14 protein-coding genes are annotated in these 12525 nt (G+C 51.1%); 10 read left to right on the forward strand and 4 right to left on the reverse strand.

Annotated elements, in window-relative coordinates; all coding sequences use genetic code 11:
* Nucleotides 1-50: 50 nt before the first annotated feature.
* From Q1A07_RS08510 to Q1A07_RS08550, 10 genes are all read left to right on the forward strand, one after another.
* Entirely contained in the window at nt 51-536 is a 486-nt protein-coding gene (locus tag Q1A07_RS08510; RefSeq protein WP_299779765.1) for a flagellar basal body-associated FliL family protein, read from the forward strand.
* A gap of 10 nt (nt 537-546) precedes the next feature.
* Entirely contained in the window at nt 547-948 is a 402-nt protein-coding gene (locus Q1A07_RS08515) for a hypothetical protein (protein ID WP_299779766.1), read from the forward strand.
* On the forward strand, nt 945-1550 hold the full coding sequence (locus tag Q1A07_RS08520) for a hypothetical protein (protein ID WP_299779767.1): 606 nt from the start codon (nt 945-947) through the stop codon (nt 1548-1550). The genes Q1A07_RS08515 and Q1A07_RS08520 overlap by 4 nt, the downstream gene beginning before the upstream one ends.
* Nucleotides 1551-1614: 64 nt before the next feature.
* Nucleotides 1615-2484 (forward strand): flagellar motor stator protein MotA, encoded by an 870-nt coding sequence (motA, locus tag Q1A07_RS08525; RefSeq protein ID WP_299779768.1) that lies wholly within the window; start codon nt 1615-1617, stop codon nt 2482-2484.
* On the forward strand, nt 2481-4721 hold the full coding sequence (locus tag Q1A07_RS08530; protein ID WP_299779770.1) for a hypothetical protein: 2241 nt from the start codon (nt 2481-2483) through the stop codon (nt 4719-4721). The genes motA and Q1A07_RS08530 overlap by 4 nt, the downstream gene beginning before the upstream one ends.
* 104 nt (nt 4722-4825) lie before the next feature.
* Nucleotides 4826-5530 (forward strand): transglycosylase SLT domain-containing protein, encoded by a 705-nt coding sequence (locus Q1A07_RS21920; RefSeq protein ID WP_366944054.1) that lies wholly within the window; start codon nt 4826-4828, stop codon nt 5528-5530.
* A 2-nt stretch (nt 5531-5532) separates the two neighbouring features.
* On the forward strand, nt 5533-7617 hold the full coding sequence (gene flhA / locus Q1A07_RS08535; protein ID WP_299779772.1) for a flagellar biosynthesis protein FlhA: 2085 nt from the start codon (nt 5533-5535) through the stop codon (nt 7615-7617).
* On the forward strand, nt 7614-8384 hold the full coding sequence (locus Q1A07_RS08540; protein WP_299779774.1) for a flagellar biosynthetic protein FliR: 771 nt from the start codon (nt 7614-7616) through the stop codon (nt 8382-8384). The genes flhA and Q1A07_RS08540 overlap by 4 nt, the downstream gene beginning before the upstream one ends.
* Nucleotides 8381-9466 (forward strand): flagellar type III secretion system protein FlhB, encoded by a 1086-nt coding sequence (locus Q1A07_RS08545; RefSeq protein ID WP_299779775.1) that lies wholly within the window; start codon nt 8381-8383, stop codon nt 9464-9466. Before Q1A07_RS08540 ends, Q1A07_RS08545 begins: the two co-directional genes overlap by 4 nt.
* Nucleotides 9466-9888, forward strand: a complete 423-nt coding sequence (locus Q1A07_RS08550) for a hypothetical protein (protein ID WP_299779777.1) — start codon at nt 9466-9468, stop codon at nt 9886-9888. The genes Q1A07_RS08545 and Q1A07_RS08550 overlap by 1 nt, the downstream gene beginning before the upstream one ends.
* A 135-nt stretch (nt 9889-10023) precedes the next feature.
* Here the strand turns inward: Q1A07_RS08550 and Q1A07_RS08555 are convergent, their stop codons facing one another.
* The 4 genes from Q1A07_RS08555 to flgG are packed head-to-tail and all read right to left on the reverse strand — an operon-like array spanning nt 10024 to nt 12512.
* Nucleotides 10024-10554: a flagellar basal body-associated protein FliL gene (locus Q1A07_RS08555; protein ID WP_299779779.1), complete on the reverse strand. Its 531-nt coding sequence runs from the start codon at nt 10552-10554 to the stop codon at nt 10024-10026.
* Nucleotides 10555-10566: 12 nt separating this feature from the next.
* A complete protein-coding gene (flgH, locus tag Q1A07_RS08560; RefSeq protein ID WP_299779781.1) occupies nt 10567-11298 on the reverse strand; it encodes a flagellar basal body L-ring protein FlgH in 732 nt (243 codons plus the stop codon).
* Nucleotides 11299-11307: 9 nt separating this feature from the next.
* Nucleotides 11308-11730, reverse strand: a complete 423-nt coding sequence (gene flgA / locus Q1A07_RS08565; protein ID WP_299779783.1) for a flagellar basal body P-ring formation chaperone FlgA — start codon at nt 11728-11730, stop codon at nt 11308-11310.
* Nucleotides 11727-12512, reverse strand: coding sequence for a flagellar basal-body rod protein FlgG (gene flgG / locus Q1A07_RS08570; protein WP_299779785.1), 786 nt, complete (start codon nt 12510-12512; stop codon nt 11727-11729). Before flgG ends, flgA begins: the two co-directional genes overlap by 4 nt.
* Between the last annotated feature and the right edge of the window lie 13 nt (nt 12513-12525).

Below are 12525 nucleotides of genomic sequence, written 5' to 3' on the forward strand. Positions count from 1 at the left end.
TTAGTGCAATCGCGTCTATAACCATTTTCGTAACCGAATATGGGATTATCATGGCTGACGAAGAACCTGTTGAAACTGAGATTGAGCCAAAATCATCGAAAATGCCTTTAATTCTAGGGCTTGTTTTCCTTTTGGCCGGCGGTGGTGGTGGCTTCTACGCGACTTGGAGCGGTTTGATTTTGAATGGCGAATCGGTCGAAGCAGAGGTTGAAAAGCCCAAGATGGACGAGGCGCCAGCCGTTGCATTTGTGCCCATTGAACCGATCACCGTATCGCTTCCACCAAACAGCGCGCAAAAGCACCTAAAATTTCGGGCGGAGCTGGAAGTGGCATATGACTACACATCGGAAGTCGAGGGCGTTCTGCCACGCGTTATCGATGTATTGAACAGCTATCTGCGCGCGATCGAGGTCAGCGATATCCAGGATCCATCCGCATTGACGCGTTTGCGCGCACAAATGCTGAGACGGGTTCAAGTAGTCGCGGGGCCGGGGCGCGTCAATGATCTTCTCATCATGGAATTTGTACTGAATTAAGGAGGGTGACATGGAAATGATTGCGGATATTTTACTTGCTGCTGGAGCGCTCGGTGCCGGACTATATTGCTTGGTGCTCGGGCGTCGCTTGAATAGATTCAACGATCTTGAGAAAGGCGTGGGCGGCGCCGTTGCAGTTTTATCTGCGCAAGTCGATGATCTCACAAAAACCTTGTCGGCCGCACAATCGACGGCTGCGACTTCTGCACAGACTCTCACGGATTTGACACAACGTGCGGAGAACATGTCGCGCAAACTGGAGCTTCAAATGGCGTCGCTGCATGATGTACCGGATGCTCCGCCCGCCCGCGCCCCCGCTCCCGCACCTGCGCCACAGCCAACGCCAGCTGCAACGCAATCGGTGAGCGAGCCAATGTTCGTACGCCATCGAACAGCGGAGACACATCAATGAGATCGGTAAGTTTTTTTACAGGACGAAACGGGCGTGGCTCCGTCCTATTGATCGCAGGATTGTTGCTGGGATCAGCCATACTACGCGTCGGGACGGAGGCGGGACAAGCTGTTGCAACCGAAAATCCTCTGGCCACCATCAAGGAGCCGGAGGCAACAACTCAGAAAAAAGAAATGTCTTCCCAGGAAGATAAGGAGCAGATGTCGAAAATGCTTCGAGCGTTTCAAGAACGCGAAACGCGCCTGGCTGAGCGTGAAAACCAAATAGATATGCGCATGAAAGCCTTGTCCGTGGCCGACGAGCAAATCGAACGTCGACTGAGCAATCTGCAACAGGCCGAAGACTCACTGAGGGAATTGTTAGCCTTGGCGAATACGGCAGCAGAAGATGATTTGGCGCGCCTCACGTCAGTCTACGAGAATATGAAGCCAAAGGATGCTGCTGCATTGTTCGAGGAAATGGAGCCAGCCTTTGCCGCAGGATTTCTCGGACGTATGCGTCCGAACTCAGCGGCAGGCATAATGGCAGGGCTCTCTCCCCAAGTGGCTTATTCAATCAGTGTCATTCTCGCCGGCCGGAACGCTGACGTGCCAAAAGGCTGACCACGCAGAGGCTTTCTTAACTTCCTTTTGCGACACTGGCGCTCGATAAGTATTGGGGATCGAAATGATCGGAATCATCGGCATTGTAGTTATTTTTGTCATGGTGTTCGGTGGCTATCTTGCCGCCGGCGGCAAGATGGGTATCATTTTCAAAGCGCTCCCTTTTGAGATGACAATGATCGGCGGAGCTGCGCTTGGCGCCTTTCTCATTAGTAATGACATGTCAGCCATCAAGCAAACGGCCCGGGACATGGGCCGTGTTTTCAAAGGCCCAAAATGGGCGCACGAAGATTACAAGGATCTTCTGTGCCTCCTATTCGAGCTTATTCGGCTAGCCCGACAGAATCCTGTCGCTATTGAAGAGCATATCGAAGCGCCAGATGAATCCTCGATTTTTTCGAAGTATCCGAAAGTTCTGAAAGACCGGGAAGCTATTGCCTTGATCTGCGATACTATGAGATCGGCCTCAATGAACTACGATGACCCACACCAAGTCGAAGAAGTGCTCGAAAAACGCATGGAAGCGAACATGCATCATGCTCTTCATTCCAGTCATGCCTTGCAAACGGTGGCTGATGGCCTACCGGCCTTGGGGATTGTTGCGGCTGTTCTGGGTATCATCAAAACCATGGGTTCCATCGACCAACCGCCAGAGGTGCTCGGCAAACTCATCGGTGGCGCGTTGGTTGGAACATTTTTGGGTGTCTTTCTTGCGTACGGATTCGTTGGGCCCTTTGCCGCAAAAGTAAAGACTGTGACCGAAGAAGATAGTCACTTCTATCAGTTAATCAGAGAAGTTCTCGTCGCAAATCTCCACGCGCACGCAACCAATATCTGCATAGAAGTCGGTCGCCAAAACACGCCATCGCACTGCCGCCCAAGTTTCTCGGAGCTTGAAGAAGCGCTCAAATCGGTCAAACAGGGTGCCGCATGATCAGACTAGCTGGGTTGACGAGCTTGCTCTTGATAGCTTTTGCAACCATGGCATCTGCCAATCCAATTGTTGTCCGTTCGGGCGATCACAATGGCTTCACCCGATTGGTAATGCGACTACCGGCGGGTGTCCAATGGCAAGTTACTGAATCACGCGGCTTAAAAACCATCACTGTCTCTGATCATCAAGAAGGCTTTGACACCAGTCGAGTATTCGATGTCATCCCACGTAACCTTTTGACAGGTGTACGTGACTACCCGTCGCGGCTAGAGTTGGAGCTTTCATGCCAATGCGAGCTCAATACATTTGTAGAGCGAAACGAATTTCTAGTTGTGGATATTCTGGATGGGCCGGCTCTGCCACCTCTCGAAGCTCGACAGGCTTCGCAGTTTATTTCGGCCCAACCTGCATCTAGATTCAACTTCGGAGATCTACTCTGGTCTGAATTTGATGCGCCTGAAGACAACGATCAGAGAATAATTACACCGGATGCACCTGCTGATTATACGAGTAGTCCAGATTTACAAACAGCTTTGATTGACCAAACGAGGCAACAACTAATGCGTGGTATCGGAGATGCCACATCGCGCGGTATTCTCGAGCCGGTGACACCGGATTTACAGGTATTCGAGCAACAATCACTTAGCCCACAAGATCAAGAGATATTCGACTCTTCAGAACAAGAGGTGGCTACAGCGATCCCTAGCACTGGTAACATGCGGATCACAAGCGCCAGAGATGTTCCAGTATCCGAAGCAATAAGTGACCTAATGACGTCAGGCCAGGTTTGTCCCAACCCAAGTGGTGTGGATCTTTCTAGTTGGGGAAATGACAAGCCCTTTGGAATTCAAGTGGCCGCACTAAGAGACACACTCTATACTGAAATTGATCGATTGGATCCGGATAAAGTAAAAAAACTAGCTCGCGTCTACTTGTATTTTGGCTTTGGTGCAGAAGCAAAGCAAGTACTGCGACTTTCCGATGAAGTGGTAGCTACAAATCCAGAGCTGATGGATTTGGCGGATGTTATGGACTATGGATTCGCACGAAATCCACGTTTTATTCATCAGTTTTCAGACTGTGATTCAGATCTTGCACTTTGGGGTATTTTGGCAGCCAAGGAGCTTCCAGACGGAAAAGTTGTCAATGCAAATGCCGCACTCCGAGCACTTGCCAAGCTGCCGTATCACCTAAAAGAGTTCTTAGCGCCAGCGCTAAGCTCCAGATTTTCTGAACAGGGCGATTTGGAATCGGCATCAATCGCTTTGAGAAACATCGAGCTGAGTGGCGACGCCCCACAGCCTGATGCAGGTATCGCAAAGGCAAAGATTGCAAGAAAAACAGGGAACTCTGAGAAGGCGGATGAGTTACTCAAGGATGTAATCGAGGGAAACGCTATAGAAACTCCAGAAGCCTTGATCGCTTTTGTCGAGAATCGATTGGCAGAAGAGGAAGATATACCTGCAGACATCGCACTGTTAATTGAAACTTACGCTTTTGAACGGCGAAACGATCCAATTGCTCAGAGCCTTATACGCGCCCATGTCATTGCTTCTTCATACTCAATGCAGTTTTCCAAAGCATTTGAGGCGCTGGCCGACCCAATCATCGCATCAGATGACGCTCTGATCGCGGAGCTACTATCTCATACGTTCATAGCTCTATCTGAACGCGCAGACGACATTACGTTTCTCGAAAGTTTCTACACAAAATTCCCTGCTTCCCCGGGGGCTATGATACCTCGCTCAATACAAAAAACCGCTAAAAGATTGCTTACATTAGGCTTTGCAGAGGAAGCGAACAGAATTTTGTCTGAGATTAGAGAGGACAATCAATCAAGAGAAGTTAAATTAGTTCATGCGGAGGTGTTGCTTATGTTAGGGTCTCCCGAGTTGGCCGTGCCTATTCTTGAAGACGTTGAGGGTGAACAAGTAGACAAACTTCGTGCTAAAGCGCTGCTTGCATTGGGGGACAATCAATCTGCGTTAGAGTTGTTTCAAGCAACCAACACACCAGATGAAGCTTTACGATCGGCATGGCTCGCTAACAACTGGGCTGACTTGATGCCACAGGATACTCCACTATTGAGCGCTGTAAGTTCGTTGGCAAAGCAGCCGGTTGAATACATCGAAACAGAAGACGGGATGATAGCATCATCCAGCGTTGCTGTCGAACAAAGCACGACAGCTCGAGAAACACTGGAAGCAATGCTGGAACAGTTCCCCGTCTCTCCGTAGCTGTTTTTTTGCTATTTGAGAAATATGCCAGCTTAGTTACTTAAAATAAACCTCGAAACGCTACGCTTTTGGTACCGCAGTATGCGGTCAAATAGGGGTGTAGAATGCCGAACAACCGTACGTCAGCCAGGTTCAAGAAGACCATTCTCGCTGTGTTGACTATTTCTTCAAATTCAGGGGAAGCGGTTTATGCAAGAACCTCTGAAATCTGTGATCATGCTGCAGCGGTTGCTTCCCAAGAGTACGACGTCCCTCTTTCTATTTTGAAAGCTGTGACCAGAACAGAGACTGGGCGCTCAAGAAGCGGCGCCCTCGAACCCTGGCCGTGGGCACTGAACGTAGCGGGTCAGGGTTTCTGGTTTGAAACCAGGGGCTCTGCAACTACCCACGCGCAGAGCCGCATCAGGAACGGTCTGACAAATGTCGATATTGGTTGCTTTCAATTGAACTATCGCTGGCACGGGCATGCTTTTGCATCGGTAAGGGAGATGTTTGATCCTCAAGAAAATGCAAGATATGCAGCAAAGTTTTTAAGCGAGTTACATGCAGAGAAAGGCGATTGGACACGCGCTGTTGGAGCATATCATTCCCGGACTCGGAAACACGCAACACGATACAAGAGACGGTTCTCCAAAATACACGCCGATATGTCGAACAATGAAATCAACACATCGCCAAGAGCATCTTCAGAGGAAAATCGGTTTCCCCTGCTACAGCATTCAAATTCACAACCCAGTCTCGGATCATTGGTGCCGCTAAGCGATGCAACTTCGCGGGCCGCTCTGATAAGACGCTCCGGGGAGATATAACCTTGCAAAACCTAACAACCAAAGCCCTATTCAATCCAACAATCATGCTTGCCGTTGCCCTAATGGCCGTGATTGTTATGATGATCCTGCCGATGCCTGCCTGGGTGCTAGACGTAGGTCTGGCCGCCTCTTTTGCATTGGCAATTCTAATTTTTACGGTGACCTTGTTTATCGAACGACCGTTGGATTTCTCGGCGTTCCCAACAATCCTTCTCGCATCACTCATGCTGCGCCTTTCACTCAATGTTTCGTCGACCAAACTGATTATCGGTGAGGGGCATACAGGTACAGACGCCGCTGGTGACGTAATTGAAGGATTTGCGCAATTTGTAATGGGCGGTAGTGTATTTCTTGGCCTCGTCGTCTTTTGCGTTCTGCTGATCGTAAACTTCATGGTGATTACCAAAGGTGCAACCAGAATGGCTGAGGTCGGCGCACGCTTTGCACTGGACGGTATGCCCGGTAAACAACTTGCCATCGACAGCGATATGTCGGCGGGTGCTATTACGCACGCGGAGGCAAGAGAGAGACGAGAGAGAGAACAACAGGAAACGACCTTTTTTGGATCCCTGGACGGCGCCTCCAAATTTGTAAAAGGCGATGCCGTCGCCGGGCTTTTGATTACGCTACTAAACCTTGTTGCCGGCCTTATCATGGGCATAGCGGTTCACGGCATGCCACTTGGCCAAGCCTTTGAAACATACGCAATCCTTACGGTCGGTGATGGACTCGTGTCTCAAATCCCGGCCGTTGTCATTTCAATCGCTTCGGCCCTGTTGTTGGCACGGGGTGGCGCACAAGGTGCCACAGATTTGGCGGTCTTCAGCCAATTGGGGAAACATCCTGCGGCGCTAGCAACCGTCTCTGGTCTTATGGTTCTGTTCGCGTTGTTCCCGGGATTACCTTTTGCACCCTTTATTTTTGGAGGGGCGATATTGGGAGCTGTTGCCTACTGGCTCAATCGCAAGAGAAAAGCCAAATCAGCTTCGACTGACTTGGCGGCAGTAGAAGCGGAACTGCCGAAGGAAAAACCACTTGGTGACATCCTCGAACTCGATGACGTCCACGTAGAGTTCGCGCCTGATTTAGTCAACATGGTGCTCGATCCAGGGACAGGTTTGGACGCACGAATTTCCAATATGCGAACTCATGTTGCATCTGTTTATGGTCTTATCCTTCCAGAAATTCGATTGACGGATAACGCGACGCTGCCAGTGGGGACATATGTGATCAGAATTCAGGGCGTCGAGCAGGCTCGGGCAGAATTGAATCCAGATCAGATACTTGCACTAGTCCCGGAGGGAGCCTCTTCGTTGCCCGGGGGTAACGATACAACCGAACCTGTATACGGTGCTCCCGCAAGGTGGATTAGCACAAGAGATCAAGAGCAGGCTGCATTGGATGGTCTGACATTAGTGACACCAGCTGAGATTCTTGCAACTCATCTTCTTGAAACTGTGAAACAGAACTTCAGCCGGCTGTTGTCCCTGAAAGCATTGAGACGCCTCCTGCAAGAGATGACTAATGTGTCTGATCCGACCCGAGCCGACGCAAACCGTAAGCTTCTTGATGAAATGATTCCCGACAAGGTTCCGATCGATGTGCTGCATGCAGTACTGCGCCTTCTGCTCGATGAACAGGTTTCGATCAGAAATCTTCCACTTATTCTCGAAGCAACAGCAGAAGCGCGCGCTCAAAATGCACAGCCTGAAGCGATCTGTGAACACGTGCGCCAACGTCTGGGTTTCCAGCTTGTAGCGGAAATGAAACGCGAAGATGGCACACTGCCACTCGTGCAACTCGCTCCGGAATGGGAAGATACGTTCAACACGTATCAAGTCGAAGCGGATCGAGGTCTCGATATTGCCCTTCCTCCAGACATTTTCAATCAACTTGCAGAAAACATGTCCGAAAAACTGCAGGCGGCAAGCCAAAATGGTATTAATGCGGCCGTCGTTACCAATACGCGACGGCGTCGTTTTTTGCGCACGGTGATGCGCGCAAAGGGGATCAGCAACCCGGTTCTGTCATTTGAAGAAATTGGCCTGGACGCACGTCCATCGCTTGTAGGTGTCGTGGCGGCATGATCGGGCTGGCACAGCTTTTGCCCCTATTGAGCGAGTCTCTTTGGCATGGTTTTGCCGTGTTTTTGCGCGTTGCCGCCATCACATCAATGCTACCAGCCTTCGGTGAACAAACAGTGCCCGCACGTATCAAACTGGTTTTAGCGCTCGCGTTTACGCTCATCGTGACACCAGCCGTTGCTGCAATTCCAATACCCGTGAACTTCGGGGATACTACTCTCATTATCTTGACCGAAATCGCTGCCGGTTTGGCACTTGGTATTGGAATCCGGCTATTCATTCTGGCTCTTCAAACTGCCGGAACTATTGCAGCAAACGCGACGTCGCTATCGCAAGTTTTTGGCGGAGCTGGTGTCGATCCGATGCCGGCAATGGGCTATGTTTTGATCATTGGAGGGCTGGCGCTTGCGGTAATGACCGGTCTCCACGTCAAGGCAGCGGAACTCATCATCCTGTCTTATGACTTCATGCCGATGGGACAGTTTACAGCGGGATCCGTTTTGTCTGAATGGGGTGTTGCACAGGTTGCCCGTGCATTCACTTTGGCCTTCACTTTGGCAGCTCCGTTCATCATCCTTTCCGTTCTCTACAACGCCGCTTTAGGGGCAATCAACAAGGCTATGCCACAACTGATGGTTGCTTTCGTCGGCGCACCGGTAATTACGGCTGGCGGGTTGTTCCTGCTGCTGGTGTCATCTCCCTTGATCCTTTCGGTTTGGGTGCAAGCCATGGACAGATTTCTGGCCAATCCGTTTGCTGCCGTACCATGAGCGATCAAACGGATCAGGGCGATAAGACATATGATGCGACTCCGCAGAAACTGTTGGACGCGCGCAAAAAAGGTGAAATCGCCAGATCCACCGAAATTTTGACCGCTTGCGCTTATGCGGGCCTTTTGTTGGCGTTCGTCTCTGCGGGTGCCAGTGGCCTAAATCATCTCGGCACCGCAATGATGGTATTGATTGATCAACCGGCACAGCTCGCAACGCTGTTCTTTTCTGGAGCATCAGCAGCGCCAACCGAAGGGATTCTGCGCAGTATCCTTTGGTCAATGTCTCCTATATTCGGCCTGCCAGCCTTGGCCGTTCTGCTCTGTCTTTTTGCAACAAAAGGGATTGTCTTTGCACCAGTGAAGATCGCGCCCAAGCTTTCGAATATATCCCTTATTTCCAATGCCAAAAACAAGTTCGGCAGACGGGGGCTTTTTCAGTTTACCGTCAGCTTTGCAAAGCTGTTGATCTACTCAGCCTGCCTAGCTCTTTTCATTAACGCCCGTTTAGACGAAATGGTTTCTGTACTGCAGACCAATCCACGTATCGTTGTAGCTTTGCTCGCCGAAATATGCCTGTCGTTTCTTTTTGTGGTCGTAGTCGTTTCAAGCATCATCGGTGTCATCGATGCCATCTGGCAACACTTCGAACATCTGCGAAAAAACATGATGTCTCGGAAGGAGATCATGGACGAGACCAAGAACAATGAAGGCGACCCTCATATGAAACAAGAGCGCCGCCAGCGCGCACAGACGATTGCTGGTGCACAGATGATGGCCGAAGTACCCAAAGCCGATGTGATCATCGTAAACCCAACCCACTATGCTGTTGCGCTAAAATGGGAAAGAAAGCCTGGTCAAGCGCCAGTTTGTATCGCCAAAGGTATCGACGAAATGGCTCTTAACATCCGTGAAGTAGCCGCAGAAAACAGTATTCCCATTCACAGTGACCCACCAACCGCACGCGCTCTGCATGCGACTACTGAAATTGGCGATCAAATCGCGCCTGAGCACTACCAAGCAGTTGCAGCCGCGATTCGATTTGCTGAATCTATGCGCCGTCGGGTAAAAGGACGAGTCTAATGAAGCGGGAAGATCTTCACAGACTACACGCTTTGGCCGACGCTAAGTACAAGGCGAGGCAACAACTGTTCCAAAGCCTGGTGCAGAGAGAAAACGCCATACGTGCAGATCTTCACCAGTTGGACGAGCAGGCTAGAGCTTCTAACACACACAGTGACCCAAGCATGCGATCTATTGGCGCGGATGTCATTTGGAAAGCTTGGCTGGGAAAGGCAAAAACATCGTTGAACATGAAGCTTGCTCTCGTTCTTGCGGAAAAGGATCAGCATGTCCGCCAAGTACGGCAAGCTTATGGTAAGGTTCTTGCTTCAGAAGGACTACTGCAAGAAGTCAGCGAAGATGAAAGACGCAAGCGCAGAAATAGAGAGTTAGAAAAGGCAATCGAAACGACGTTGCCGTCCGTCAACCGGAGCGATCTTTAGAAGCGTCACAGTACACGACGAGCCGTACATTCGCTTGCAGAGGTTTGAGCTTTGAACGAAACAACCCGCAGAGCAAGCTGCGGGTTGATTGGTTTACGATATCAGTCAAAGAGCTCAGGTGGCTCGCGATAGCAATTAATAATCCTGACGCGCAATTTCAAAAATTAGCACATCATTAGCGACGTCCTGGCCCATAACATTTTGAGCGACTGCCTTGAGCTTGCGTCTTACGACATCAAGGTTTTCATTATTAATGAAGGCACCGTCGAACCCCCCGATGCTTGCATGGTCGAAGAGGACTCTTAGAAATCCGTCGCGAAGTTTTGGCTCTTTCTCGAACACATCTTCTCCGTAACCCGTCGCAACTTCGACACTTAGCGCCATAACAACCATTGCGGAGATGCGTTCATTATCGACTAATGGGACGACGAACTGATTTGGTAATCGCACATATTCCATACCATCTGAAGGTTCACCGTCTTTCCCATGCGGTTTGTCTTCGTGATCGCCTTGAGCTTTTTCAGCATCCTCTTCCTCCGATGCCTCGACGCCTCCTGCCTGCGCAGCCATTTCCTCTTCGGTAGGTGCTGGCCGCAGAAAGATCCCCGCGCCAACGCCAGCCCCGGAACCCACCAACAACATGATAATCGGGAGCAGCTTTTTCATATCCAATTCCTTTTAGAAGGGCAGAATGCCATCGAGGACTTGCTGACCCAGCCGCGGCTGTTGAACGTCGGTGATTTGACCACGTCCACCGTAGGACACGCGCGCGGTGGCGATTTTATCATATGTAATCTCGTTCTGACGTGAAATATCTTCTGGGCGCACATATCCAGTGACCAGCAGTTCACGCATTTCAAAATTCACCCGGAGTTCTTGACTGCCGGAAATCGATAGAACGCCGTTTGGAAGGACGTCGACGACCGTTGCCGCCACACGCAAGGTCAACTTCTCATTGCGCTTTACAGATCCATCCCCGGAAGAAGAGGAACTGGAGTTGATTGAGACCGCTTCCGCTGTGGATGCCCCATCCGGTAAACGCTCATCAATGCGTTGAGGCAGGCCGAACAATCCCGGGATGCCCAGGCTTTCAGACCCTGATCTGGACCGATCTGTCGCATTTGAGATTTCCGCTTCTTCATCGATTTCAACAACAACCGTTAAAATATCACCTTGTTGCACCGCCCGCCGGTCACCCAACAGAGATTGCCTGGCCCCGGACCATAGCGAAGCACGCTCCGTCGGGCCCTTGGCATCTGACCGCAAAGGCAACCCTGGTGACATCATCGCGTTATGCTCAGTCGTAGCCCGAGCAGAGGTGAATGACGGCGGTTTACCGAGGTGGTCCATCCGACCGCAAGCAGCAACAAGGGCTACAAAAGCAATGGCAGTGCATTTTTGAAGAGTCATCAGGTACCTCTATTGTTTGACCTTTACGGATCCATCAGGCTGAACTTGCCCAAAAAGCGTGGCGCGAGATGTCAGATTCATGATCCGTACCCGATCCCCCACGCCTCCGCGCTCAAGAGACCGACCTTCGGTTGTTATGATCAAACCAGACGCTTCAAATCGAATAGAAACAATCTGATTGCGTGCAACCAACGCAGGCGGACCAATGTCGTCGATGAGAATGGGACGACCGGCATACAGCGTTGTTCTTGCCTCTTGCCCAATTACATCCGTCACGCGGTCGAATCCGTTGGCCACTTGACCTGCCCTAGTTCCGACGTCGACATCCGTAATTATCGCGTTGGCTCGAATGGTTCGAGTTGGGACGACAGTGTCGGCCAAGGCATGGCTCGTCGTGCTTAAGGCCAGCAGAGAAATCAGCAAACGGATCATCGGATTTGCGTCGTTGCGCCCATCATCTGGTCTGCGGCTGAGATAACCTTCGCGTTCATCTCGTAACCGCGTTGTGCTTCGATCAGCTCCGTAATTTCTCGGACAGCATCCACGGAACTATCTTCCAGATATCCCTGCCGCACAGTTCCCAAGCCATCTTCTCCTGGGGTGGAAACGAGTGGCGGACCAGATGCTTCGGTTTCGGCGAACAGATTGCCGCCAAGCGCTTCAAGGCCCTTTGCATTCGTGAAGCCCGTCATGTTGAACTGCCCCAGGAGCTGAGCGTCCGGCGAATCTGCAAAGTAGGCATAGACCTCGCCCGAAGCGTTGATCGAGATACTGCGCGCATCATCCGGGATGACGATCTGTGGCTCGACTGGGAATCCGTCGGAATTCACGATGAGACCTTCACCAGTCCTCTTTAGCCCACCATCTCGCGTGTATGCTGTCAGACCTGATGGCAGTGTCACCTCAAGATAGCCTTTGCCCTCAATTGCCAAATCAAGATCACCTCCCGTCTGGCTCAGCGAGCCTTGCTGCAATTGCACGGAGACCGCCGCCGGGCGAACACCAAGGCCGAGCTGCACGCCCGTGGGCATGACCGTCCCGTCTGTGGCGCTGATTGTTCCTGGCCGTGTCTGTTGCTGATAATGTAGATCGGCGAACTCGGCACGGCGGGCGTTATACCCGGTTGTGCTCATGTTGGAGAGGTTATTCGAAATCGTCTCGACCCGCATTTGCTGGGCGCTCATTCCGGTAGCTGCAATCTTAAGGGCACGCATAATGCATCTCCTG

The sequence above is a fragment of the uncultured Roseobacter sp. genome (assembly GCF_947492555.1).
GTDB lineage: Bacteria > Pseudomonadota > Alphaproteobacteria > Rhodobacterales > Rhodobacteraceae > Roseobacter.

Excerpts from the sequence above, each read along its gene's own strand:
- Q1A07_RS08510 (WP_299779765.1), top strand. The coding sequence starts at position 51 with ATGGCTGACGAAGAACCTGTTGAAACTGAGATTGAGCCAAAATCATCG.
- Q1A07_RS08515 (WP_299779766.1), top strand. The coding sequence starts at position 547 with ATGGAAATGATTGCGGATATTTTACTTGCTGCTGGAGCGCTCGGTGCC.
- Q1A07_RS08520 (WP_299779767.1), top strand. The coding sequence starts at position 945 with ATGAGATCGGTAAGTTTTTTTACAGGACGAAACGGGCGTGGCTCCGTC.
- motA (WP_299779768.1), top strand. The coding sequence starts at position 1,615 with ATGATCGGAATCATCGGCATTGTAGTTATTTTTGTCATGGTGTTCGGT.
- Q1A07_RS08530 (WP_299779770.1), top strand. The coding sequence starts at position 2,481 with ATGATCAGACTAGCTGGGTTGACGAGCTTGCTCTTGATAGCTTTTGCA.
- Q1A07_RS21920 (WP_366944054.1), top strand. The coding sequence starts at position 4,826 with ATGCCGAACAACCGTACGTCAGCCAGGTTCAAGAAGACCATTCTCGCT.
- Q1A07_RS08540 (WP_299779774.1), top strand. The coding sequence starts at position 7,614 with ATGATCGGGCTGGCACAGCTTTTGCCCCTATTGAGCGAGTCTCTTTGG.
- Q1A07_RS08545 (WP_299779775.1), top strand. The coding sequence starts at position 8,381 with ATGAGCGATCAAACGGATCAGGGCGATAAGACATATGATGCGACTCCG.
- Q1A07_RS08550 (WP_299779777.1), top strand. The coding sequence starts at position 9,466 with ATGAAGCGGGAAGATCTTCACAGACTACACGCTTTGGCCGACGCTAAG.
- Q1A07_RS08555 (WP_299779779.1), bottom strand. The coding sequence starts at position 10,554 with ATGAAAAAGCTGCTCCCGATTATCATGTTGTTGGTGGGTTCCGGGGCT.
- flgH (WP_299779781.1), bottom strand. The coding sequence starts at position 11,298 with ATGACTCTTCAAAAATGCACTGCCATTGCTTTTGTAGCCCTTGTTGCT.
- flgA (WP_299779783.1), bottom strand. The coding sequence starts at position 11,730 with ATGATCCGTTTGCTGATTTCTCTGCTGGCCTTAAGCACGACGAGCCAT.
- flgG (WP_299779785.1), bottom strand. The coding sequence starts at position 12,512 with ATGCGTGCCCTTAAGATTGCAGCTACCGGAATGAGCGCCCAGCAAATG.